The following is a 23,540-nucleotide window of genomic DNA, read 5'->3' as shown; positions in this document are numbered from 1 at the left end:
CCATGCGGAAGATACTCGTCGTCGGAGCCGGTCAGTCCGGTCTCCAGCTCGCCCTCGGCCTCCAGTCGCGCGGGTACGAGGTCACCCTGATGTCGAACCGGACGGCGGACGAGATCCGCTCCGGCCGGGTCATGTCGACGCAGTGCATGTTCGACACGGCCCTCGGGCACGAGCGCGACCTCCAGCTGAACTTCTGGGAGCAGCAGGCCCCGAAGATCGAGGGGCTCGGCGTCTCGGTGGCGGCCCCGGGCTCGCACGACCCCGGTCCCACGCAGCGCGCGATCGACTGGCTGGGCAGGCTCGACGGGTACGCGCAGTCCGTCGACCAGCGGGTGAAGATGGCCGGCTGGATGGAGACGTTCGCCCAGCGCGGCGGTCAGCTGGTGATCCACGGAGCGGCGGTCTCCGACCTCGACTACTTCTCCCGCGCCTACGACCTGGTCCTGGTCTCGGCGGGCAAGGGCGAGCTCGTCCAGATGTTCGCCCGGGACGCGGAGCGTTCCCCCTACGGCGAACCGCAGCGCGCCCTCGCCGTCGCCTACGTCCACGGCCTCGGCCCGCGCCCGGAGCACCCGGACGTGGACGCGGTCCGCTGCAACCTGGTGCCCGGTGTCGGCGAACTGTTCGTCATGCCGACGCTCACCACCTCGGGCCGGGCGGACATCCTGTTCTGGGAGGGCATACCCGGCGGCCCGCTGGACGTCTTCAAGGGTGTCAAGGACCCCGCGGAGCACCTCTCCCTGACGCTGGAGCTCATGGAGAAGTTCACGCCCTGGGAGTACGCGCGGGCCACCCGGGTCGAACTGACCGACGCCGGCGGCACCCTGGCGGGCCGCTACGCGCCCACCGTCCGCAACCCCGTCGGCCGCCTCCCCGGCGGCGGGCTGGTGCTCGGCGTCGCGGACGTCGTGGTCGCCAACGACCCGATCACCGGCCAGGGCTCCAACTCGGCGTCCAAGTGCGCGGCCGCGTACCTCTCCGCCATCCTCGAGCACGGGGAGAAGGAGTTCGACGAGGACTGGATGCGGGCCACCTTCGACCGGTACTGGGACACCGCGCAGCACGTCACCAAGTGGACCAACGCGATGCTCGCCCCGCCGCCGGAGCACATCGTCAACCTGCTGGGCGCGGCCGGCCAGCTGCCCCCGGTGGCCGACCGCTTCGCCAACGCGTTCGACAACCCGGCCGACTTCGAGAACTTCTTCTACGACCCGGAGAAGACGGCCGCCTACCTGGGGTCCGTCTCCGGGGTCTGAGCGGCGGACCCGGCGGGGGTCCGGGCGGGTGAGCGGACGGGGGGCGCGTCCGGGCGTACGGCGCCGAGCACCGGCTGGGCGGCGATGCCGGTGATCTTGACCTGTTCGCCGGTCCTGGGCGCCTGGACCACCTTGCCCCCGCCGATGTACAGCGCGACATGGGTGGCGTCGGGGAAGTAGATCACCAGGTCACCGGGGCGCAGCTCCTTCAGCGGGATCCTCCGCAGCCGCGCCCACTGCTCCTGGCTGGTCCGGGGGATGGGTGTCCCGGCGTCGCCCCAGGCCCGGGAGGTCAGCCCGGAGCAGTCGTACGATCCCGGGCCCTGCGCACCCCACGCGTACGGCTTCCCGAGCTGCCGCACGGCGTAGCGCACGGCCTTCTCGCCCCCCTTCGACGGCTTGCCGTCGTCACCGAGCGCGCCGGACGCCACGAGCGCCTGCTGGGCCCGGTCCGCCCCGTCCTTCTCCAGCGCGGCCAGGGCGGTGAGCTGCTCCGCGGTGAGGGAGGCGAGGAGTTCCTCCACGTCGTCGAGGCGCCGGCGCACGTCGTCGCGTTCCTTCTTCCGGCGCTCCATGAGGGTGAGCTGTCCGTCGAGGGCGGCGCGGGCCTTGCGCGCCAGGCCGTCGGCCTTGTGTTCGCCGCTGGTCAGCCGCCCGAGCGTGCCGGCCCGCTCGCGCGCCAGCCGGCCGAGCAGATGGCCCTCGTCCAGGGCGTGCTGCGGATCGCGGGCCAGCAGCAGCCGTACGTACGAGGAGATCTCCGTGCTGCCCTGGTACTGCTGGCGGGCGAGCCGTCCGGCGGCGCCCCGGCTCGCGTTCAGGGAGAGCCGGGCCTTCACCAGGTCGGCGTCCAGCCGCCCGGTCTCCGCCCGCCGCCGCTTCAGCTGTTCCTCGGTGGAGTTGAACGCCTCGGTGGCCTTCTCGGCTTCCCGGTACAGCCGCTGAAGCTCCGTCAGCAGCTCGGCCACGGTCCGCTCCTCGCCGTCCGGGGGGCCGCCGTCCGGTGTTTCGCTCTCCGGGGACGCATCGTCCGAAGGGCCGCCGTCCGTGGGCTCGGTGTCCCGCGGGGTGCCGGTGGCGTCCGGGCCGGGGGAGGCGGCGGGAGCGGCGGGAGCCGCGGGACCGGCCGGGGTGGCCGTCCCGGCCGTCGGCGGTGCGTCCGGCCCGGGGACCCGCCGGGCGGCGGCCGGTGTCCGGCCCGGCGCCGGGGGCGGGAGGACGGCCGGCGGCCTGGCCCCGGCCGGTGCGGTGACGGTGCGCCCGCCCGGCACCCGGTGCTCGGGTACGGCCACGGCGAGCGCGGGGACCAGGGCGGCCTGCGCGGCGAGCGTCGCCGTGGAGACCGTACAGGCCAGTCGCAGCAACCTTCCTGACACGCCATCACCTCCGCCGGGGGCGGCCCCTCCGCCCCCTACGGCGAGCATCGGGGGTGGGCGCCCGGCCCGCGCGCCGGAGGTGCGCGGTTCGGCGCAACCGGGTCACTCGTCGGCGTCATCCCGTCGGCCGTCCGGCGTGGCGTCGGGCGTGGCGTCCGGTCCGGTGCGGGGTTTCGACCACGGCCAGCGCAGTCCCCTCGGGCCGCCGAGCCCGCCCGCCCCCTTGTCGCCCTCGGCGGCGAACTCGTACTTCCAGCCCTGGGGCAGTCCGAGCCGTTTGCCGTGGCCGCGGGGCACACGCCGGTAGACCAGCACGGTCGGCGGGCCGCCGGCCGCGGCGGGGACGGGGATGCGGTACGTCTTCGGCGGGTGCCCGGTGGGGCCCAGCAGCACGGGCAGGACCCGGCCGTCCATGGGGCCGCCCTCGAAGGGGGTGTCTTCGCTCTTCACCGCACCAGTGTCGATCAGGTCTGCGCGCTCAGCGCGCGCCGGACCAGATCGGCGGTCTGTGCGTCCCGCGCCGCCGTCACCGACAGGACGGCGACGAACTGGTCGACCAGCCAGTCGCGCAGCTCGTCCGCGGGCGGCTGCTTGTCCTCGTCGAGCCAGATCAGGGAGGCCGCCTCGACCGCGGTGATCCACATCCGTACGGTCATCCGCAGCCGGGGCCCGGGCTCGGGGAGCCCGAGGTGGCTGTAGATGGCCTCGGCGGCGGCCCGTCGCACACCGTCCACGATGGCCGTCGTCCGCGAGGTCTCGACGACGCTGCCGCCCTGGAGCAGGGCGCTGAAACCGGCGTCGTGGCGGCCGACGAAGGTCAGGTAGCGGTCCAGGACGCGGGCGAGACGGGGGAGCAGCGGGCCGTCCTGCGGCTCGTCGAAGCAGTGGCGCAGCTCCTCGGCGGCGGACCGCAGGGCGGCCTCGTAGAGCTGCTGCTTGCCGCCGGGGAAGTACCGGTAGACGAGCGGCCGGGAGACCCCGGCGGCCTCCGCCACGTCGTCCAGCGAGACGTCCTCGGGGACGCGGTGCGCGAAGAGCGACAGCGCGGCCTCGAGCAGCTGGCTGCGGCGTTCCTCGACACTGAGACGGCGGTACGCGGGGGCGGCGGGGGTCATGACGTGCAGCGTAATCGCCCGCCCCCGCCCCGTGCCCGCCGTCCGCTCAGGCCAGCAGCCCGGACGACCGCCACAGCCGCCGCCCGACGCCCCGCAGCACGCCGATGTCGTCGAGGAAGTCGGTCAGCCGCTTCGAGCCGGTCTGCATGACCTCCCGCCGGTGCCCGCTGGCCCGTACCTGCGACATGGCCTCGCGCTTGTCCAGTCCCACGTTCGTGTAGACGTCCGGATTCACGAACGCCACCGAGAAGACCCGCGCGAACTCGCCGGACGTGACCCGGGTGAACTCCTGCGACCACCGCGGCGCCGTCACCATCTGGCGGCGCAGCTCCTCACGGGCGTAGCGCACGTGCCGGGCCTCCTCCACGACGTGGATGCGGGTGACGCCCCGCACCAGCGGCTGCACCCGCTCGTCGGGGAAGGTCAGCCGCTGCATCCAGTCGAGGACCTCCTCGCCGAGCAGCGTCGCGGTGAACGAGCCGGGGGTCGTGGAGATCGTCTTGAACAGGCGCCCCAGGTGCTGGTGGGCGCGGCTCACCGGGTACCAGGGCGTCCCGCCCTGAGTGATCAGCCGGGCGAACATCCTCGAGTGCCGGCACTCGTCCTCGATCTCGGTCAGCGCGTACCGCACGTGCGCGCTCGTCGCGGCCTTGTCGTAGATGTGCCGGACGAGCAGCTGCATGAGGATGATCTCGAACCAGATGCCGAGCGAGGCGAGGGCCGCGGCCTCGTGCTGGGACAGCAGGATGCGCTGCTCCTCGCTCATCCGCCGCCACATCGGCGTGTCGTACAGGGACACCAGCTCCGGCGGCCAGAACCACTTGCCCTCCTCGAAGGGGGCGTCCCAGTCCAGCTCCTTGTCCGGGTCGAAGGAGTGCTTGGCGGAGGACGCGAGGAGCCGCTCGGCCACCTGCTCCCGGTCCTTGAGCGCGCCCAGCGCGTCCCGCAGGCCGTCCAGCGCGTCGGCATCGGTGAGGGTCGTCATGCCCTTATGAGACTGCTTGTCAGCAAGGCCGTCAATCCCTCGCGCGGCAGCAATCCGCCCCGTTCCCCGCGGCGAAGGGCCGGCGCCGGGACGAACCGGCACATCCCGCCGCACCGACGGGACCGGCCGGCGGTCTCACGAGCCGAGCACCGCCTCCATCACGGCACGCGCGATCGGCGCCGCCATGCCGCCACCGGTGATGTCCCCGCGGCGCGCCGACCCGTCCTCCACCACCACCGCGACCGCGACCCTGGGCTCCACGTCCCGCTCGCCGCGCGCCCAGGAGACGAACCAGGCGTACGGGATGCCGGCGTTGCCGACGCCGTGCTGGGCGGTGCCGGTCTTGCCGCCGACGACCGCGCCGGGGATCGCCGCGTTCGTGCCGGTGCCCTCCCGCACCACGCCCTCCATCAGCTCCCGCATCCGCCGCGCCGTCGAGGGGTACATCGCCTGGCGCGACGGCCGTGAACCCGCCGTGGCCACAGTGGCGCCGCCCTGCCGCGTCGTCCGCTCCACCAGGTACGGCGTCCGCACCTGCCCCCCGTCGGCCACGGCCGCCGACACCATCGCCATCTGGAGCGGGGTCGCCCGCGTGTTGAACTGGCCGATCGAGGACAGCGCCAGCTGGGCCCGGTCGAGCGAGGTGTCGAAGGTGCTCGGCGCGACGGCGAACGGGATCCGCACGTCCGTGTCGTTGAAACCGAACGCCTGCGCGGTCCGGGTCATCCGCGCCAGCCCCGTGTCCACCCCGAGCTTCGCGAACACCGTGTTGCACGACCACTCGAAGGCGTCCCGCAGCGGAGCGTCCTCGCAGCCCTCGCCCTCGTTCGTCAGCCGTGTCGTCGTCCCGGGCAGCCGGTAGGGATCGGGGGAGCGGGTGGCCGCGTCGAGGTCGGTGACGACACCCGCGTCCAGTGCCGCCGCCGCGGTGACCACCTTGAACGTCGACCCGGGCGGATACGTCTGCCGCACCGCCCGGTTGAGCATCGGCCGGTCGGGGTCGCCGTTGAGCCGCGCCCAGGCCCGCGCGGCCCCCGCGTCGTTCCCGGACAGCACCGCAGGGTCGTACGAGGGACTGGACACCAGCGCCAGCACCCGTCCCGTCGACGGTTCGATCGCCGCGACGGCGCCCTTGCGCCCGTCCAGCCCTTCGTAGGCGGCGCGCTGGGCCGCGGGGTTCAGGGTCGTCACCAGGTTGCCGCCGGGGGGCCGGCCGCGGGTCACGTCGTTCCACAGCGGGAACGCCGAGAGCAGCGGATCCGCCCCTGACAGCACGTCGTCCCCGGCGTGCTCCAGGAACGTCGTCCCGTACACCTGGGAGGCGAAGCCGGTCACCGGCGCGTACAACGGCCCGTCGCGGTAGGTGCGTTCGTAGCGCAGCTGCTCGCCGGTGTCCCGGGAGCCGGTCACGGGAACCCCGCCGACCAGGATGTCACCGCGCGGCTGGGCGTAACGGGCGATGGCGTCACGCCGGTTGGCCGGGTTGCCGTCGTAGGTGCCGGACTGGACGACCTGGACGCGCAGGGCGTTGGCCAGGAGCGCCACCAGCAGCAGGGCGCAGAACGCGGCGGCGTGCCGGATGTGCCGGGTCAACCGGACCTCCCGGAGATCTTGTCGCCCGGCGTGCCGTGCGGCTCGTCCCGCGGGGCGTCGGACGGTGTCCGGCCGGGCCGCCTCGCCGAGTGGCTCACCCGGATCAGAAGCGCCACGATCGCCCAGTTGGTGACGACCGAGGAACCGCCCTGCGCGAGGAACGGCATCGCCATACCGGTCAGCGGGATCAGGCCGGTGACCCCGCCCGCGATCACGAACGCCTGGAGCGCCACGATCGAGGCGAGACCGGTCGCCAGCAGCCGGCCGAACGGGTCGCGCAGGGACAGCCCCGTCCGGTAGCCCCGCTCGACCAGCAGGCCGTACAGGAGGAAGAGCGCCGACAGGCCCGCGAGCCCCAGCTCCTCGCCCGCCGTCGCCAGGATGAAGTCCGACTTCGCGGCGAAGCCGATGAGGACCGAGTGGCCGAGGCCGAGCCCGGTGCCGGTCACCCCGCCGGCCGCGAAGGAGAACAGCGACTGCGCGAGCTGGTTGGCGCCCTGACCCGCCTCGATCGTCGCGAACGGATGCAGCCAGTCCTCGACCCTGCTGTGCACGTGCGGCTCCAGGCGGCCCACGGCGACCGCGCCGAGCGAGGCGAGCAGCAGACCGACGGCGATCCAGCCGGTGCGGCCCGTGGCGACGTAGAGCATGACCACGAACAGCCCGAAGAAGAGCAGCGACGTGCCGAGATCCCGCTCCAGGACCAGCACGCCGACGCTGAGCAGCCAGATCGTGACGATGGGACCCAGCACCCGCCCGGTGGGCAGCTGCAAGCGGTCGAAGCGCGAGAACCTGCGGCCCGCGTACGTCAGCGCCGTGCGGTTGGCCGCCAGGTAAGCGGCGAAGAACACCGCGAGCAGCACCTTGGCGAACTCGCCCGGCTGGATGGAGAACCCGGCGATCCGGATCCAGATCCGGGCACCGTTCACGGCGGGGAAGAGGATCGGCAGGGCGAGCAGGGCGAGCGCGGCCACCACGCACAGGTACGCGTACCGCTGGAGCTCGCGATGGTCGCGCAGCGCCGCCACGACCAGGATGAACAGCGCCACGCCCAGCGTGGACCACACCAGCTGGGTGGGCGCCGCCCGGTCGTGCGGCGTCTCCAGGTCGAGGCGGTAGATCAGCACCAGGCCGATCCCGTTGAGCAGCACGGCGATGGGCAGCAGCAGCGGGTCGGCGCACGGGGCGCGCAGCCGCACCGCGAGGTGCGCCAGCAGCGCGAGCACGCCGAGCCCGGCGCCGTAACCGGCGGCGCCGGGCGGGACGGTGCCGGTCTTGGCCAGACCGACGGCGCAGTAGCCGTAGACGCAGAGCAGTACGGCCAGGACGATGAGGGACAGTTCGACGCCGCGGCGCCGGGGGAGACGCGCCGCGGGGGCGGGGGCGTCGGCCGCCGCCACGGTGGCACCGGCTCCCGCCCTCGCCCCGACTCCGGCTTTCGTCATGTCCGGAACCTACCTAAACATGGCTCTTTGTGAGCCTCGGACGCTTCGGTGTCGGTATCGGGTCAGCACCAGCGGGGCGTCGTCCCGATCGTCTGGATGTACCGTGCGGAACCCCAGGCCCAGGTGCCGTCCGTGAGCAGGTACCACACGGAGTTGCCCTGCACCTTCTGTCCGGGGGTCCGGCAGAAGATGGAGACGATCTGGCCGCGGCGGACCACCCGGATCACCTGGCTGGCGCGGGTGGGCGCGCTGCGCAGCAGCAGTTCGCCCGCGGTGACGCGTCCGCGGTAGCGGCGCGCGTCGTTGTGGCCGCCCTGGTTGCCGCCGCCGTTCTGCCAGTTGTCGCCGCCACCGCCACCGCCACCGTTCTGCCAGGTGCTGGTGCCGTTGCCGTTGCCGTTGCCGTTGCCGTTCTGCCAGGTGCCGGTGCCCCCGGACTGCCAGGGCGCGTTCTGGTTACCCTGACCGACACCGTTGGCCTGGTTCTGACCCTGACCCTGGCCCTGGCCCTGGGTCTGGTTCTGGCCCTGACCCTGGTTCTGGTTCTGGCCTTGGGGTCGGCCTTGGCCCTGGGGCTGACCTTGGCTCTGCGTCTGGCCTTGGCCCTGACCCTGGGTCTGGCCCTGGCCCTGTGTCTGACCTTGGCCCTGGCCCTGGTTCTGGCCGTTGCCCTGGGTCTGGCCTTGCTGTTGTGCGGTGCCGCTCTGGCCGTCGCCGCCCTGGTTCTGCCAGTCGTACGAGCCGTCGTCCTGGCTGCTGACGGCGTCGTCCTGGCCGTCCCAGTCGTCGGCGAGCACCGGGGTGACGGTCGCGGTGAGGGTGAGGGCACCGGCTGCGGTGACTATGGCGAGACGAGTGAGAGCGGTACGCAGGGGCATGGCGATACCTCCATGAAGAGGGTGAAGCTGACTAATCGCCACATTAGGAGCGGTTCACGCGGGTCGCCCGTCACGCTGCGCCATCGGGAGGGCCGCTCCCGGCGGGCGGGCTCTGAGGGAGCGTCAGCGTGGCCACCGCGCCGCCGTCCGGCGCGTCGGCGAACGTCAGCCGCGCTCCCAGCACTTCCGCCTGGCCCGCAGCGATCGTCAGCCCGAGCCCGTGCCCCTTCGCCCCGCCCTCGGTGCGGAACCGCTGCGGCCCGTGCGTGAGGAGGTAGTCCGGATAGCCGTCCCCGTGGTCCCGCACGGTCACCACCGGACCGTCCACGCTCAGCACGACGGGCGGCCGCCCGTGCCGGTGCGCGTTGGCGAGCAGATTGCCCAGCACCCGCTCCAGACGCCGCCGGTCGGTCTCCACGCGCGCGTCCCGCACGATCCTCACCTCGGTCGCCGGGGCGCCCTCGGCGTCCGGGGCACCGGCCGCCCGCACCACCCGCAGCGCCAGCGCGCCCAGCGCCTCGGTGTCCAGTTCCAGCCGCTCCCGTCCGGTGTCCAGACGGGAGATCTCCAGCAGGTCCTCGGTCAGCGTGCGCAGTGCCGCCACCCGGTCCCTGACCAGCTCCGTCGGCCGTCCGGGCGGCAGCAGTTCCGCCGCCGCGTGCAGCCCGGTCAGCGGAGTGCGCAGCTCGTGCGCCACGTCGGCGGTGAACCGCTGCTCGCTCAGCAGCTTGCCCTGGAGCGAGGACGCCATGGAGTCCAGCGCGACGGCGACCGCGCCCACCTCGTCCTGCGGCCGGCCCGGCTCCCTCGCCCGGGAGTCGTCCACCCGGGCGTCCAGATCGCCGGCGGTGATCCGCCGGGCCACCCGGGCCGTGGCGTGCAGCCGCCGGGTCACCCGGGTCACCGCGACCGCGCCGACCAGCAGCGTCGCGCCGATGGCCAGGACCGACGACCACAGGATCGCGGTGTCGAGGGCCTCGATCGTGCGGGCGCTCTGCGAGTAGTCGACGCCGACGGCGAGGGCGCGTCCCCCGTCGGCCGGGCCCGCAGCCCACATCGTGGGGCGCCCTTCGTGGTCGGCGACCATCGTGCCGCGCTCCCCGGACAGCGCCAGCGTCCGCAGCGACGCCGGCAGGCCCGGCGGGTCGAGGCTCGCGCCCCACCCGGGGGTGTCACCGGCCTCGAAGGCGGTCGTCGCGTCCTTCAGCCGGGACAGCGCGAGGTCACGGGCCTGACCGACGGTCTGGTTCGTCACCGAGACGTGCACCAGGATGCCGAGCAGGGCGGCCAGCGCGCAGCACATCACCGTGATGAACGCGGCGGCCTTCACGGCGAGCGTGCCGGCCCACGAGGGGAACGCGAGCCTCATCGGCCGCTCGCGGAGCCGGAAGCGGAATCCGGGGCGGAGGTGGGGGAAGGCCCGGGGCTGGAGGAAGCCGGGCGAGGACTCGTGGAGGCGTGGGGGCCCTTGGAGACGTGGGGCCGGGGCGCGTGCTTGCGGTTCCCGGCGCGCAGCATCTCGTCGTGGGTGAGCAGCATCGCCCGCTGCTGCGGGTCCCAGGTCCACTGGAGCCGGTACTCGTACCCGGCGACCTCCGAGGGCGCCCGGATGATCACGGACCGCCCGGCCAGCTCGACCGAGCTCACGGCGTCCTCGTAGGCCATGACCTTCACGAGTCGGTCCTTGCGGACGGTGTAGACGCGTACGGCCGTCAGGTTGCCGGGCAGCTGCCGGAAGCCCAGCGTCAGATCGTCGTGGCCGTCGCCGGTGAGGTCCCGGTAGTACGCCTTGAGCACGGGGCACCGCGATCCCGCGGCCCCGCTCTTGCCGCAGTCGGCCATCCGGCGGGCGGTCTCGTAGTAGGCGCCGGCGCCGTAGTCGCCCGGGTTCGCGGCGATCTCCGCGCGCACGACCGCCACGGGGTCCACCTCGCGGATGCCGCCGCCGGGCACCTTGATGCCCTTGACGACCTCGGTGTCCACCTCGCCGATGTCGAAGGCGGGACTGGACGCGGGCGTCAGATCCGGCCACAGCTTGTCCGGGCTGACGGCGGTCGGGGTCGCCCCCGCGCCCTGGAGGTCACCGGCGTCACCGCAGCCCACGGCGAGCGAGGCCAGCAGCACGACACCGACGGCGGCCGACCCGCGCCGCGCGGTCCCCGAACGGCCCGCGGTCCCCGAGCGGCGCACCGCCTCCGAACGGCCCGCCGCCCGGGAGGAGCAGGCCGCCTCGGAGGAGCGCACGGCCCCGGAAGAACGCACCGCCTCGGGCGAGCGCGCCGCCCCGAAAGAGCGCATGGCGTCGATGAGCGAGATCCCGGAGACGCGTGCAGCCCTCAAGAGGCTCGCGGGACCGGAGGGGCGCGGGGCGCCGGTGGGGCCGCCGGAGCCGGTGGGGCCGGTGGGACGGACGGGGCGGGTGCGGGGCACGGGGACTCCTGGGACTCCTCTGGGTCGCGACGGTGTCAGACCCGTTCACCTTATTCGTAAGGAAGTCCGTTTTGCGTACCGGTGAGCGCCGACGAGGTCCGGGCTCTGATCGCGGCGGAAGGTGACGGATGGTGACGGATGGTGACGGATCATGGTGAAACGATTATTCGGCCAGTTCCTCCAAGAGTCTGGCCGTCGTCAGCCCCGCCCGCAGGTACTCCACGAACAGCTCGTTGTGCAGGGCCCACGGCGAGCGCCGTGACCGTATCAGCCGGATCGCCGCCTCGGCCGAGTGGCCCCGGCGGGCCAGCGCGTGGGCGACGACCAGGCCGGACCGGTTGTAGCCGCTGTAGCAGCGGACGAGGACCGTGCGGCCGTCGTCCATCGCCTCCTCGGCGGCCCGCGCCAGCCGGATCACCCCGGCCAGCTGCGTACCGTCCAGCGGACCGTCCGGAATCGGCCACACGTGGTGCCGTACGCCGGGGTCGGGCCCGTGCCCCGGACGGGCGCGGGTCAGCGTCTGGACGAGATCGAACTCGGCCCGCACCACGGCGGGTTCCACCGCCCCCGAACGCCCCCGGAACTCATGGCCGCCCATCCACAGGCCGGGCACGATCTCGCTCCACGGACGGTCCGGAACCGGTACGTCGGACTGCTTCCTGCGGGTCCGCAACGGCGCCTCCCCAAACGCGCTGTCCGGTCCCTGCCCAACTCGTCCGGGGACTAACCGCCTTCTTGCCCCGCGGCGCCCCTCCTGTTCCCATGGTCATAGGGGTGGTGCTGCATGAACGGACTGCGTGTCGTACCGGCCTGGCGGCATGGCCAGGAGCGGCTCTACGTCTGTCTCAAGGACGGCAGGAACATCGCCTGGTACGACCGTGAGGCGGCCAGGATCAACCTGATCGGGGACGACCGCAGGGAGGCCGTCCTCGAGGTCCTGGGTCCCTTCATCACCGGCCCCGTGACGGTGGGCCCGCCCCCGGTGCCCACCCCCGCGGAACTGGCCCGCCTCTCCCTCCATCCGGACGACGACCTGGCGCCGAACCGCCCGGGTGAGGCTCTGCTGGTCGACCTGGACCGCGACCCCGGCCCCGCCCACCGGCTGCGGGCCGACCCGCGCCGCCGCGCTCTGGCGGCCGAGCAGACGGTCGGCGAGGCCCTGGACCGCCTCGACGGCGCGGGATGGCGCACGGTGCACTCCCTGCCCCTGCCCGGCGGGGACCGTGTGCACCACCTGGCCATCGGCCCGGGCGGCCTCTTCGCGATCCACGCGCTGTACGCCCGTAAGCAGCGGGTCAGGGTCGCCGACCCGCTGGTCGCCCTGGGCCGCCGGGACCCGCAGCCGCTGCTGCGCCGGGTGCGCGCCGACGCCGACCGCGCCTCCCACGCCCTGACCGCCGAGGTCCGGCCCGTGCTGGTCCTGGTCGGCGCGGCGGACGCCCTGGTGACCGTCCCGGCGCGTGAGGTGCGCGTCCTGCGCGACGGCGAGATCGGCGGGCTGGCCCGGCTCGGCGGTGTGCTGAAGCCGGCGGACGTGGAGGCGCTGCACGCGATGGCCCGCGACCGGGGGACGTGGACCAGGGTCTAAGGGGTGTCGGACAGCCCCTGGACCAGCCCTTGGAGGGTGGCGGACACCCCCCGAGGGCGCGGCCCGGAAGGAGCGGCGTCGGCCCGCAGGCCGGGCAGAGGGGACCTGCGCTCGGGGCGCTCCCCGGCGGTCCCTGGTGCCCCCCGGGCGCTCCCCGGCGGTCTCTGGTGCCCCCGGGTGCTCCCCGGCGGTTCCTGGTGCCCGGTGGCGCCCCCCCGGTGCTTCCTCACGGCACCGACCCGGCCCGGTCCGCGTCGAGCACCGGGGCGAGCAGGTCGCCGTGGTCCTGGAGGCGCGGGGCGATGTCCGCGGCCAGGAAGGCGAGCGGGTCCGCGGACCGGCACCGAGCGACCTCGTCCCAGGTGACGGGCGCCGACACCGCCGGCTCGGCCCGCGCCCGCAGCGTGTACGGCGCGGCCGTCGTCTTGCGTGCCGCGTTCTGGCTCCAGTCCACGAACACCTTCCCCGGCCGCAGGCTCCGCGTCATCCGGTGCACCACCAGCCCGGGCATCGCCTCCTCGGCCTCCACCGCCAGCCGCTTCGCGTACTCCGTCACCCGTTCGGAGGACGCCCCGCGCACCGCCGCCAGCAGGTGCAGCCCCTTCGAGCCGGAGGTCTTCGGGTACGCCTCGATCCCGTCCGCCGCGAGCCGCTCCCGCAGCCACACCGCGACCTCGCAGCACTCGACCACGGTCGCGGGCGCGCCCGGATCGAGGTCGAGGACGAGCCGGTCGGCGATCTCGGGCTCCTGGACGACCCACTGGGGCGTGTGGAACTCCGTGACGAGGTTCGCCGCCCAGACCAGACTCGCCAGGTCCTGCACGACCACCATCCGGGCGGGCCCGTCGGACCGGGGCACCCGGGCGGTGGTGACCCATTCGGGCGTCCCCGGCGGCACGTTCTTGGCGAAGAAGACCTGGCCGTCGGGACCGTCCGGATAGCGCAGGAAGGACAGCGCCCGGTCACGCAGATGAGGGAGCAGGGCGTCGGCGACGGTCGCGTAGTAGTGCAGCACCTCGCCCTTGGTGAAGCCGGTCGCCGGATACAGCACCTTCTGGAGGTTGCTGAGCGCGAGCCGTCTCCCCTCCACCTCAGTGATCGGCGTCATACGATGAGAATCACACGAAATTACCGGCTATCGCCTCATCTCATGTCAAAACGTATGAAACACCCTCATGGCGCACTCTGTGGCCGGAAAGGCGCTGCACGTGAGATCCATCTGGAACGGTGCCATCTCCTTCGGTCTCGTCAGCATCCCGATCAAGCTGGTGAACGCCACCGAGAACCACTCGATCTCGTTCCGCCAGATCCACACCGAGGACGGCGGCCGCATCCGCTACCGCAAGGTCTGTGAACTGGACGACCACGAGGTCAGCTCGGCGGAGATCGGCAAGGGGTACGAGGACGCGGACGGCACGATCGTCCCGATCACCGAGGAGGATCTGTCCCACCTGCCGCTCCCCACCGCGAAGACGATCGAGATCGTGGCCTTCGTGCCGGCCGACCGGATCGACCCCCTCCAGATGGACGCCTCCTACTACCTCCAGGCGGGCGGCGCCCCCGCGGCGAAGCCGTACACGCTGCTGAGGGAGGCGTTGAAGCGCAGCAACAAGGTGGCCATCGCCAAGTACGCCCTGCGCGGCCGCGAGCGCCTCGGGATGCTGCGCGTCGTCGGCGACGCCATCGCCATGCACGGCCTGCTCTGGCCGGACGAGGTCCGCGCACCGGAGGGCGTGGCGCCGGAGACCTCGGTCACCGTCCGCGACAAGGAACTCGACCTCGCGGACGCCCTGATGGACACCCTCGGGGAGGTCGACCTGGAGGACCTGCACGACGAGTACCGCGAGGCCGTGGAGGAGGTCGTGGCGGCGAAGGCGGCCGGCGAGACACCCCGCGAGATGCCGGCTCCGCCGTCCAGCGGGAAGGTACTGGACCTGATGGCGGCCCTGGAGAAGAGCGTGCGGGCGGCCAAGGAGTCGCGGGGCGAGAAGCCGGACGGCGGGGCCGGGGGGCCGGGGGAGGAGCAAGAGGAGGAGCAGGGGGGCGAGGTGGCCGCGGAGGCCGGGGTCACCCGCCTCGCGCAGCGCAGGTCCGTCCGTACGGCGCCCAAGGGGACGGGCGGCAAGAAGTCCACGTCGACGGCGAAGAAGACCGCGGCGGCGCCGAGGAAGTCGACGGCGAAGACGGCCCGGGCCGAGAAGAAGCCGACGGCGTCGAAGAGCACGGCCAGGAAGACCGCCGCGAAGAAGGCGACGGCGTCCAAGGCGGCGACGGCGACGAAGAAGACGGCCGCGAAGAAGGCGGCCCCCCGCAAACGCACGGCCTGACCCCACCCGGCCTGCCCCCGGCGGCCTCTCCCCGGTGCGCCCACCGGCAGTCCGCTTCCCCGGCCGGCCCTCACCCCACCCACGCCCCCTCGCCGACGCGCCCGCCGGCACACGCCCGCGCAGGATGCCGTAAGGCCCCTCGCCAGTTCAGACGGCCCGCCCGGCCCCCCCACCGGGTCAGGTGGCCCGTCCGGCGCGCCCGCCGGGTCAGGCGGCCCGCCCGGCCCCTCCACCGGGTCAGGTGGCCCGTCCGGCGCGCCCGCCGGGTCAGGCGGCCCGCCCGGCCCCTCCACCGGGTCAGACGGCCCGTCCGGCGCGCCCGCCGGGTCAGGCGGCCCGCCCGGCCCCTCCACCGGGTCAGACGGCCCGTCCGGCGCGCCCGCCAGGTCGGACGGCCTGCCCGGCGTGACCACCGGACGTGCCCGTCCCGGCCGTGCCGTCCTCCGCACCCTCGTCCGAGGCCCCGTCCCGCAGCTCGCCCCGGCCGTACGGGAGCGTCGCGCACAGGGTGCCTGCCGCCAGGGCGGCGGCCGGCCAGGCCGGGAACGTGCCGCCGTACGCGAAGCCGTGGCCCGCGAACCAGGTCAGTGCCCCGCCGCTCAGGGCGAGCCCCGCCCACACGCGCCAGGCCGCCGCTCCCCGCAGGCCGGGGCCGGGGCGCACTCGTGCGTCGAGGGACGCCAGCGCCCGTTCGAGCGGCCGCAGTGCCCGGACCACCGCCGCCAGGACGGCCGCGAGCACCAGGAGCCACGGACCGCGCAGGGCCCACCAGCCGGGTGAGCCGTAGCGGGGCTGCGGGGCCAGGTCCGTCAGATAGAACGCGGCGGCGACGATCAGCACCGGCAGCATGTGCCACAGGTAGAGCGTCATGCTGCCCGCCCCCAGCACCCGCACCGCCCGCCGCACCCCGGCCCGTTCCAGTACCCGCCGCACGGCCGGTGCGACCAGCAGCGCCACCCCGACCTGGGCGAGGCTCCAGGCCAGCAGAGCCGCCGACGGGGGATCGGTGTTGCCCGGTTCCTGCCCGGTCACCAGGATCAGACTGACCGGGAACGGCCCGGCCCCGACCAGCAGCGCGAACCCGGCCAGCCCGCCCGCCGCCAGGGCCGCGGCCCGTCCGTACACCCGCCACCCCGTCGGTCCCTCGCCCTGCCTTCCCTCGTCACCCTGCCGTGCCGTGCCGCCCTGCCGGGCTCCGCCACCCCGCCGACCCTGCCCGCCCAGCAGCCCGTCCCGCCAGCAGAAGCCGAGCTGGTGGACGACGCCCCACACGAGCAGGTAGTTGAGCGCCCCGACCGCCTCGACGGCCGTGCCGCGCGAGGAGGCGTCGCCCACCGCCACGAGCGCGCCCACGCCGAACCCCGCCACGCCCATGGCCACGGGGACGCGCGTCCCCCACCGCTCGTGCAGGGCGTACAGGACCGGCGTCAGGGCGCTGATCAGGAGGTACACCGGCAGGAACCAGAACTGCATGGCCATCGCCCACCCCACCAGCGCGAGGGTGGCGGGGTCGACGCCGAGCGCCGCGCTCACCCCGACGGCGAGCAGCACCAGGCCGCTGTACGCGGCGGTGGGCAGCAGCAGGCGCACCGCCCGCTTGCCCACCCACCCCGCGGCGGTCCCGCCGGCCGCCCGCCGCGGGACCAGGAGCCCGCGGCGGCGTGCCCGCCGGCGAGGAAGAACAGCGGCATGATCTGGAAGCCGAGGGTCAGCCACTGCGTCCAGGGCAGCGTCGCGAGCAGCTCCGGCGCGGTGATCGTGCCGTCCGGCCGCCGGACCAGCGCGGTGATCAGCCAGTGCCCGAGGACCACGAGCAGGATCGCCCAGGCCCGCAGGAAGTCGACGTACCGGTCTCGGCTCATGCCTCGATGCTCGCGTCCCGCCGACTCCCGGTCAGGCAAAAGGCCTTGTCGCAACCAACCCGTGCCCGGGACGACACCGGCTGCCCACGCGCGGCCCCTCCCTGCGTCCCGCACACAGCCCGTCCCGGCTGCCCACGCGCGGCCCGTCCCTGCGTCCCGCGCGCGCACGGCCCGTCCGGGGCCCGTCCCGGGGCCGTCCCGGGGCCGTCCCGGGTCAGGCTCGCCACCCGCCCTCCCAGGTCCACCCCAGGTCCATCCCGGGCCCTCCCCGGACCCTTCCCCTGCCCTTCCCCGGCATCTTGACGAGCCGTATGTTACCGGTAACATCGTTGTCCCCCGACGAAGGGACCCGTATGCCTGCCCTGACCACGACCCCCGACGGATTCCTCCTGCACGGCGAACCGTTCCGCATCCTCTCCGGCGCCCTGCACTACTTCCGCGTCCACCCCGACCAGTGGGCCGACCGGCTGCGCAAGGCCCGTCTCATGGGCCTGAACACCGTCGAGACGTACATCCCGTGGAACCTGCACGAGCCCGAACCCGGCACGCTGGTCCTCGACGGACTCCTCGACCTGCCCCGCTTCCTGCGCCTGGCCGCAGCGGAGGGTCTGCACGTCCTCCTGCGCCCCGGACCCTTCATCTGCGCCGAGTGGGACGGCGGCGGCCTGCCCCACTGGCTCACCACCGACCCCGGCATCCGCCTGCGCACCAGCGACCCCCGCTTCACCGAGGTCGTGGACCGCTACCTGGACCTCCTCCTCCCGCCGCTCCTGCCCTACCTGGCCGCGTCGGGCGGACCGGTGATCGCCGTGCAGGTGGAGAACGAGTACGGCGCCTACGGCGACGACATCGCCTACCTCGAACACCTCGAACGCTCCCTGCGCTCACGCGGCGTCGGCGAACTCCTCTTCACCTGCGACCAGACCGACGGCGACCACCTCAAGAACGGCGTCCTGCCCGGCGTCCTCGCCACCGGCACGTTCGGCAGCCGGGTGGACCGCTCCCTCGCCCGCCTGCGCGAGGCACAGCCCGAAGGCCCCCTGATGTGCGGGGAGTTCTGGATCGGCTGGTTCGACCACTGGGGCGGCCCCCACCACGGCCGGGACGCCGCGGACGCCGCCGCCGACCTCGACCGGCTCCTCGCGGCGGGCGCCTCCGTCAACATCTACATGTTCCACGGCGGCACCAACTTCGGCCGCACCAACGGCGCCAACCACCACCACACCTACGTCCCCACGGTCACCTCCTACGACTACGACGCCCCCCTCACCGAGAGCGGCGACCCGGGCCCGAAGTACCACGCGTTCCGCGAGGTCATCGCCCGCCACGCCCCGGTCCCCGACGAACCGGTGCCCGCCCCCTCGCCGAAACTCCCGCCGGCCACCGTCCGGCTGACCCACCGCGCGCCCCTCCTCCCGCTCGCCGACCGCCCCGTGCACGCACCCGACCCCCGCTCCGCCGACGACCTCGGCCTGCGCGCCGGATACACCCTGTACCGCACGACCGCCCCGGCCGCTGGGACCGGCCTGCTGCACTTCACCGGCGGGGTCGGCGACCGCGCCCAGGTCTTCCTGGACGGCGCCCCCGCGGGCGTGCTCGAACGCGAGCGCCGGGAGGAGACCCTGCCCGTCCGCGTCCCCCGCGCCGGAGCCGTCGTCGAGGTGCTCGTGGAGAACATGGGCCGCGTCAACTACGGCCCCCGCATCGGCGCCGCCAAGGGACTGCTGGGCCCGGTCACCCTCGACGGCGCACCCCTGCGCGGCTGGGACTCGTACGCCCTGCCCCTGGACGACGTACCGGCCACGGCACGCTTCGCGCCCGCCGCCACGCCCGCCTGCGCCGAACCGGCCTTCCACCGCGGCACCTTCGAGGTGACGACCCCCGCCGACACCTTCCTCTCCCTGCCCGGCTGGACCAAGGGCGAGGCCTGGGTCAACGGGTTCCACCTCGGCCGCTACTGGAACCGCGGCCCGCAGCGCACCCTCTACGTCCCCGGCCCCGCCCTGCGCCCCGGCACCAACGACCTCGTCCTCCTCGAACTCCACGGCACCATCACCCCCGAGGCGCACCTCACCGACGCCCCCGACCTCGGCCCGGCGGCGTCCTGATGCGGCACACAGCGAGCGTCGCGCCCGCCCCGGCACCTCCGCCGCGCGGCCACCTGCCGTTCACGGACGCCCCCGCCGTCCCCGACCCCGTCGAGGTGACCGGCCGCTGGCTGACCAGGGGCGGCCGGCCCTGGTTCCCGGTCTCCGGCGAGTTCCACTACTCCCGCCACCCGGCCCGCCACTGGGAGGAGGAACTCCTCAAGATGAAGGCGGGCGGGATCACGGCCGTCGCCTCCTACGTCATCTGGATCCACCACGAGGAGACCGAGGGCCGGATCCGCTTCGACGGCGACCGCGACCTGCGCCGCTTCGCCCGGCTCTGCGCCCGCCACGGCCTGGACTTCGTGCCCCGCATCGGCCCCTGGTCCCACGCCGAGGTCCGCAACGGCGGCCTGCCGGACTGGGTCCTGGCCCGCACCGCCGCCACCCGCACCGACGACCCCGCCTACCTGGCCGCCGTCCGGCCCTGGTTCGAGGCGATCGGCCGCCAACTGGCCGGGCTGGAGCGGGCGTCGGGCGGCCCGGTCGTCGCGATCCAGATCGAGAACGAGCTCTACGACCGCCCCGGCCACCTGAGCACCCTGAAACGCCTGGCCCAGGAAGCCGGCCTCAGCGCCCCCCTGTGGACCTCGACGGCCTGGGGCGGGGTCCGGCTCCCCGGCGACGAACTCCTCCCGCTCTTCGGCGGCTACTCCGAGGCGTTCTGGACCGAGGCCGACGGCGGCTGGCCCGACACCTGCCGCAAGCACTTCTTCTTCACCCACCAGCGCGACGACGAGGGCATCGGCGCCGACCTGCGCCCGACGGCCACCGGCGGCGCACGCCCCCGGTCGTACGAGGACCGCTTCCCGTGGGCCACCTGCGAACTGGGCGGCGGCATGGCCGTCGCCTACCACCGCCGCCCCCGGGTCGACGCCGCCGACGTCGGCGCCCTCGGCCTCACGAAGATCGGCTGCGGCTCGGTCTGGCAGGGCTACTACATGTTCCACGGCGGCACCAACCCCACCGGAGAACTCACCACCCTCCAGGAGTCCCACGCGACCGGCTACCCCAACGACCTCCCGGTCCTCACGTACGACTTCCAGGCGCCGCTGGGCGAGTACGGCCAGTACCGCCCCTCCTACGACGAACTGCGCCTGCAACACCTGCTGCTGGCGGACTTCGGTGAACTGATCGCCCCCATGCGGTCGGTGCTGCCCGACGACCGCCCGCGCGACCAGCACGACCGCGACACCCTGCGCTGGGCGGTCCGCGCCGACGGACGCGCCTCGGGCTTCCTCTTCGTCACCAACCACCAGCCGCACGAACCGCTCCCGGACCACCCGGACACGACGTTCACCGTCGCCTTCCCCGACGCGCCGCCCCTCTCCCTGCCCAGCACCCCCGTCACCGTCCCCGAAGGCGCCTACTTCTGCTGGCCGCTGCGCCTCGACGTGGCGGGCCTGCGCCTGGACTGGGCCACCGCCCAGCCGGTCTGCACCCTCGCGGACGGCGACGGCCGTACGGTCCTGGTGCTCGCCGCCACGGACGGCGTCCCGCCCGAACTCGCCCTGGACGCCCGCACGGTGACGGCCGTCACCACCCCGGACGGCGCGGTCGCCACCGCCGTGCCCGCGGACGACCGCCTCCTGATCACCGGCCTGCGCCCCGGTACGGACGCCCTGGTCGAGACAGAGACCCCGGACGGCCACCGGGTCGCCCTGCTCGTCCTGGACGCCGCCACCGCCCGTACCGCCTACCGCGGCGAGGCCTGGGGCGCCGAACGGCTCGTCCTGTGCGCCGGGGGCGTCGTCTTCGACACCACCCGCGACGAGGTGCGCGTCCACCCGCGCACCCCCTGCGACGAAGACCCCCGCACCCACCGGCCCGACACCCCCGCCCCACCCGTCTCCCTCAGCGTGCTCCCCGCCCCGCACCGCCCGCCCACGGCGACCGGCGCCACCGTGCGGGAGAGCCGGGACGGCGCCCTGACCCGCTACACACCGGTACCCGACGAGGAGCCGCCCACCGCACCCGCCCCGGTCCTCACCCGGATCCGTCCCGCGGGCCCGCCACCGGCGCCCGTCACGGGCGTCCAGGGCCGGGCGAGCGCCCCCGCCGACGAGCACTACGACACGGTGGCTGCCGTCTACCGCGTCGACGTCCCGCCGTCCCCCACCGGAACCCCGCCCGGCGCCGACCTGCTGCGGCTGCACTGGACCGGCGACGTGGCCCGCGCCCACGTGGGGGAGACGCTGGTCGCCGACCAGTTCTTCACCGGACGCCCGTGGGACATCGCACTCGACCGCCTCCCGCCCGGCGCACCCCTCACCGTGCGGATCCTGCCCCTCGCCGCCGACGCGGCCGTCCACCTCCCCGTGACCCCCGCGCCGGGCGCCGCCGAACTGCGCCACGCCGAACGCGTCACCACCCGGGTGCTGCGGCTCGGCAGCGGCTGACCTGAGCCCCGCTTCCCCGGCCGCCCGGCCTATCCTGTGGTTCCGCCGGGCGGCCCGCCGCGACCGGTCCCGGACCAGTCCCGAGGAAGAAGCCGCCACCATGACCCGAAGCGCCGCCGACGGCCCGGCCGGCCCGGCGACCAGGGGACGCAGCAGACGCAACTTCGCCGGCGCGCGCCCGGTCATGGCTGACGTCGCGAAACTGGCCGGTGTCTCCAAGCAGACGGTCTCCCGGGTGCTCAACGACCACCCCGCCGTCCGCGCCGAGACCCGGGAGGCGGTCCGGGCGGCCATGCGCACCCTCGGCTACCGCCCCAGCAGCAGCGCCCGTTCGCTGGCCAGCGGCCGTACCCGCATGCTCGGCGTGATCTCCTTCGACGCGGCCCGCTACGGCCCCGCCTCCACCCTCACCGCGATCAACACCGCGGCGCAGGAAGCCGGTTACCTGGTGAGCTCGATCGCGCTGGACACCGCGGACCGGGACACCGTCGTGCGGGCCGCCGACCGGCTGTCGGCCGAGGGCGCGGACGGCGTGATCGCGATCGCGCCCCAGATCCGGGTCGCCCGGGCCCTCGCGGAGGCCCGGCTCGACACCCCCCTGGTCGTCATGGACAACGACCTCGGTGACGGCACCCCCATGGTCACCTCGGACGCCCGCACCGGCGCCCGCAAGGCCACCCGGCACCTCCTCTCCCTCGGCCACCGCACGGTCCACCACCTCGCGGGCCCGACCGGCTGGACCTCCGCGGACCGGCGCGCCGAGAGCTGGCGCGCCACCCTTGAGGAGGCGGGCGCCGAGGTGCACGCCCCCCTCACCGGCGACTGGAGCTCCGACTCCGGCTACGACCTGGGCCGCGAACTGGCCAAGGACCCGGACGTCACCGCGCTGTTCGTGTCGAACGACCAGATGGCCCTCGGCGTCCTGCGCGCCCTGCACGAGGCGGGCCGCCGCGTACCGCAGGACGTCAGCGTCGTCGGCTACGACGACATCCCGGAGGCCGCCCACTTCCTCCCGCCGCTGACCACCGTCCGCACCGACTTCACGGACATCGGCACGATCTCCCTGCGCATCCTTCTGGACCGCATCGACGACCCGTCGGCGCCGGGGAGCCCCCTCACCCTCGTCCCCGTCGAGCTCTGCGTCCGCCACAGCACCGCACGCCCCCGCTGAGCCGGCCCCGCCCCACCGGCCGCCGCCCCGTCAGCCGCGGACGCCCCGCCCGACCGTGGAGTGCAGGTGCTCCAGGGCGTCCAGCACGACGGTGTTCCAGTGCCAGGCCAGCCAGCGGCCGACGTCGTGACCCGTCTGACGCAGCGCGGCCAGCTGGGCGTGGGTGAGGTCGGTCAGCGGCCGCTCGTGATGGGAGGAGATCATGCCGATCGGCACGCCCGCCCGGTTCACCAGCGGAACGCTGTGCGAGGCACGGCTGCCCGTCTGGAGGATGGCGTACCGGGAGGCCTCGTCGAACACCTCCGCGGTCGCCACGTCCCGCACGGTCACCTGCCGGCGCTGGGCGGCCGCCTGCGCGCAGGAGGTGGTCGGGCCGTCGACGAAGGCGAAGAAGTCCGTGAAGTACTTGTTGAGACCGGCGTGCCGCGCCATCCGCAGCAGGCCGCCCTCCGCCAGCTGGACATTGCCCATCGGCGTCTGGGTCACCGACAGCACCCGGTGCAGGGCGGCCTTGACCACCGCGCCCTGACCGGCGCCGTTCCCCTCCCCGGGGAGACCGCGCAGAGCGGGCCGCGCCGGCCGGACCCGGCGGGGGAACCAGAGCCTCGCGTCCCGGTCGGGGGCCGGCGTGCGCACGACCGCGTCGGCGAGGGTGGAGAGCTTGATGTTGAACCGCTGGGAGACACCTCTCAACAGCGCGAACGCCTCGTCGGTGGAACCGAGGCCGTAGCGCTCCAGCAGAACGCCCTCCGCGCGGGCGACCCCGGCGTGGCCGTACCGGCGGTTGCGCACATCGAGATCGTCCTGCCGCCACCGCGGCGCGTCTCCCTGCCCGGACGCGGAGGCGGAGGCAGGGGCGGGGGCGCAGGCAGGGGCGGAGGCCTCGGCACACGGACCGTCGTCGGCCGGGTGCTGGGACAACTGGCTCATACCGGGGATTCCCCTCCGCGTGACGGCCCGAGGCGACC

Annotated in this window: 20 protein-coding genes; 6 read left to right on the top strand and 14 right to left on the bottom strand. The window is 74.2% G+C overall.

What is annotated here, in order from left to right:
* The first annotated feature begins 2 nt into the window (after window positions 1–2).
* Window positions 3–1,256, top strand: a complete 1,254-nt coding sequence (locus tag Saso_RS34880) for a styrene monooxygenase/indole monooxygenase family protein (RefSeq protein ID WP_189919794.1) — start codon at window positions 3–5, stop codon at window positions 1,254–1,256.
* On the opposite strand, the gene Saso_RS34875 is transcribed toward Saso_RS34880, so the two are convergent.
* The 10 genes from Saso_RS34875 to Saso_RS34830 all read right to left on the bottom strand — a co-directional run bounded on the left by Saso_RS34875 (window position 1,229) and on the right by Saso_RS34830 (window position 11,751).
* A complete protein-coding gene (locus Saso_RS34875) occupies window positions 1,229–2,527 on the bottom strand; it encodes a C40 family peptidase (RefSeq protein WP_372442544.1) in 1,299 nt (432 codons plus the stop codon). The genes Saso_RS34880 and Saso_RS34875 overlap by 28 nt on opposite strands.
* Window positions 2,528–2,734: 207 nt before the next feature.
* On the bottom strand, window positions 2,735–3,082 hold the full coding sequence (locus tag Saso_RS34870; protein WP_189919792.1) for a hypothetical protein: 348 nt from the start codon (window positions 3,080–3,082) through the stop codon (window positions 2,735–2,737).
* A 14-nt stretch (window positions 3,083–3,096) separates the two neighbouring features.
* Window positions 3,097–3,747, bottom strand: a complete 651-nt coding sequence (locus Saso_RS34865) for a TetR/AcrR family transcriptional regulator (RefSeq protein ID WP_189919790.1) — start codon at window positions 3,745–3,747, stop codon at window positions 3,097–3,099.
* 46 nt (window positions 3,748–3,793) lie between these two features.
* Window positions 3,794–4,732, bottom strand: a complete 939-nt coding sequence (locus Saso_RS34860; RefSeq protein WP_189919788.1) for an AurF N-oxygenase family protein — start codon at window positions 4,730–4,732, stop codon at window positions 3,794–3,796.
* 135 nt (window positions 4,733–4,867) lie between these two features.
* On the bottom strand, window positions 4,868–6,325 hold the full coding sequence (locus Saso_RS34855; RefSeq protein ID WP_189919787.1) for a peptidoglycan D,D-transpeptidase FtsI family protein: 1,458 nt from the start codon (window positions 6,323–6,325) through the stop codon (window positions 4,868–4,870).
* Window positions 6,322–7,770, bottom strand: coding sequence for an FtsW/RodA/SpoVE family cell cycle protein (locus Saso_RS34850; RefSeq protein WP_229901164.1), 1,449 nt, complete (start codon window positions 7,768–7,770; stop codon window positions 6,322–6,324). The genes Saso_RS34855 and Saso_RS34850 overlap by 4 nt, the downstream gene beginning before the upstream one ends.
* 62 nt (window positions 7,771–7,832) lie before the next feature.
* On the bottom strand, window positions 7,833–8,648 hold the full coding sequence (locus tag Saso_RS38995) for an SH3 domain-containing protein (RefSeq protein WP_307822323.1): 816 nt from the start codon (window positions 8,646–8,648) through the stop codon (window positions 7,833–7,835).
* Between the two features lie 70 nt (window positions 8,649–8,718).
* On the bottom strand, window positions 8,719–10,017 hold the full coding sequence (locus Saso_RS34840; protein ID WP_189919785.1) for an ATP-binding protein: 1,299 nt from the start codon (window positions 10,015–10,017) through the stop codon (window positions 8,719–8,721).
* Window positions 10,014–10,838 (bottom strand): hypothetical protein, encoded by an 825-nt coding sequence (locus Saso_RS34835; RefSeq protein ID WP_372442543.1) that lies wholly within the window; start codon window positions 10,836–10,838, stop codon window positions 10,014–10,016. The genes Saso_RS34840 and Saso_RS34835 overlap by 4 nt, the downstream gene beginning before the upstream one ends.
* Window positions 10,839–11,241: 403 nt before the next feature.
* Window positions 11,242–11,751: a protein-tyrosine phosphatase family protein gene (locus tag Saso_RS34830; RefSeq protein ID WP_189919783.1), complete on the bottom strand. Its 510-nt coding sequence runs from the start codon at window positions 11,749–11,751 to the stop codon at window positions 11,242–11,244.
* Window positions 11,752–11,862: 111 nt separating this feature from the next.
* On the opposite strand from Saso_RS34830, the gene Saso_RS34825 reads away from it, so the two are divergent.
* Window positions 11,863–12,666 carry a nuclease-related domain-containing protein gene (locus tag Saso_RS34825; RefSeq protein WP_189919780.1) on the top strand — a complete coding sequence of 268 codons (804 nt, stop codon included), beginning with the start codon at window positions 11,863–11,865 and terminating at the stop codon, window positions 12,664–12,666.
* A gap of 226 nt (window positions 12,667–12,892) precedes the next feature.
* On the opposite strand, the gene ligD is transcribed toward Saso_RS34825, so the two are convergent.
* Window positions 12,893–13,774, bottom strand: a complete 882-nt coding sequence (ligD, locus tag Saso_RS34820) for a non-homologous end-joining DNA ligase (protein ID WP_189919778.1) — start codon at window positions 13,772–13,774, stop codon at window positions 12,893–12,895.
* A 100-nt stretch (window positions 13,775–13,874) separates the two neighbouring features.
* Between ligD and ku the strand changes: the two genes are divergently transcribed.
* A complete protein-coding gene (gene ku / locus Saso_RS34815; RefSeq protein ID WP_455712502.1) occupies window positions 13,875–14,993 on the top strand; it encodes a non-homologous end joining protein Ku in 1,119 nt (372 codons plus the stop codon).
* 357 nt (window positions 14,994–15,350) lie between these two features.
* Here the strand turns inward: ku and Saso_RS34810 are convergent, their stop codons facing one another.
* Together Saso_RS34810 and Saso_RS38860 are read right to left on the bottom strand one after the other, a co-directional pair.
* Entirely contained in the window at window positions 15,351–16,598 is a 1,248-nt protein-coding gene (locus Saso_RS34810) for an acyltransferase family protein (RefSeq protein WP_268253208.1), read from the bottom strand.
* Window positions 16,523–16,855 (bottom strand): acyltransferase family protein, encoded by a 333-nt coding sequence (locus Saso_RS38860; protein ID WP_268253207.1) that lies wholly within the window; start codon window positions 16,853–16,855, stop codon window positions 16,523–16,525. The genes Saso_RS34810 and Saso_RS38860 overlap by 76 nt, the downstream gene beginning before the upstream one ends.
* A gap of 353 nt (window positions 16,856–17,208) precedes the next feature.
* Between Saso_RS38860 and Saso_RS34805 the strand changes: the two genes are divergently transcribed.
* The 3 genes from Saso_RS34805 to Saso_RS34795 all read left to right on the top strand — a co-directional run bounded on the left by Saso_RS34805 (window position 17,209) and on the right by Saso_RS34795 (window position 22,572).
* The gene (locus Saso_RS34805; RefSeq protein WP_189919775.1) at window positions 17,209–18,963 is read left to right on the top strand and encodes a glycoside hydrolase family 35 protein; all 1,755 of its coding nucleotides are present in this window, start codon (window positions 17,209–17,211) and stop codon (window positions 18,961–18,963) included.
* Window positions 18,963–21,401, top strand: a complete 2,439-nt coding sequence (locus tag Saso_RS34800) for a beta-galactosidase (RefSeq protein WP_189919773.1) — start codon at window positions 18,963–18,965, stop codon at window positions 21,399–21,401. Before Saso_RS34805 ends, Saso_RS34800 begins: the two co-directional genes overlap by 1 nt.
* A 100-nt stretch (window positions 21,402–21,501) precedes the next feature.
* Window positions 21,502–22,572, top strand: a complete 1,071-nt coding sequence (locus Saso_RS34795; RefSeq protein ID WP_189919771.1) for a LacI family DNA-binding transcriptional regulator — start codon at window positions 21,502–21,504, stop codon at window positions 22,570–22,572.
* A gap of 30 nt (window positions 22,573–22,602) precedes the next feature.
* On the opposite strand, the gene Saso_RS34790 is transcribed toward Saso_RS34795, so the two are convergent.
* On the bottom strand, window positions 22,603–23,502 hold the full coding sequence (locus Saso_RS34790; RefSeq protein ID WP_189919769.1) for an ANTAR domain-containing protein: 900 nt from the start codon (window positions 23,500–23,502) through the stop codon (window positions 22,603–22,605).
* Window positions 23,503–23,540: the final 38 nt, after the last annotated feature.

This window comes from Streptomyces asoensis (genome assembly GCF_016860545.1).
In the GTDB taxonomy this organism is placed as follows: domain Bacteria; phylum Actinomycetota; class Actinomycetes; order Streptomycetales; family Streptomycetaceae; genus Streptomyces; species Streptomyces asoensis.
The sequence above is the reverse complement of the archived record's forward strand: the minus strand, read 5'-3'. Positions and strand labels throughout refer to the sequence as shown.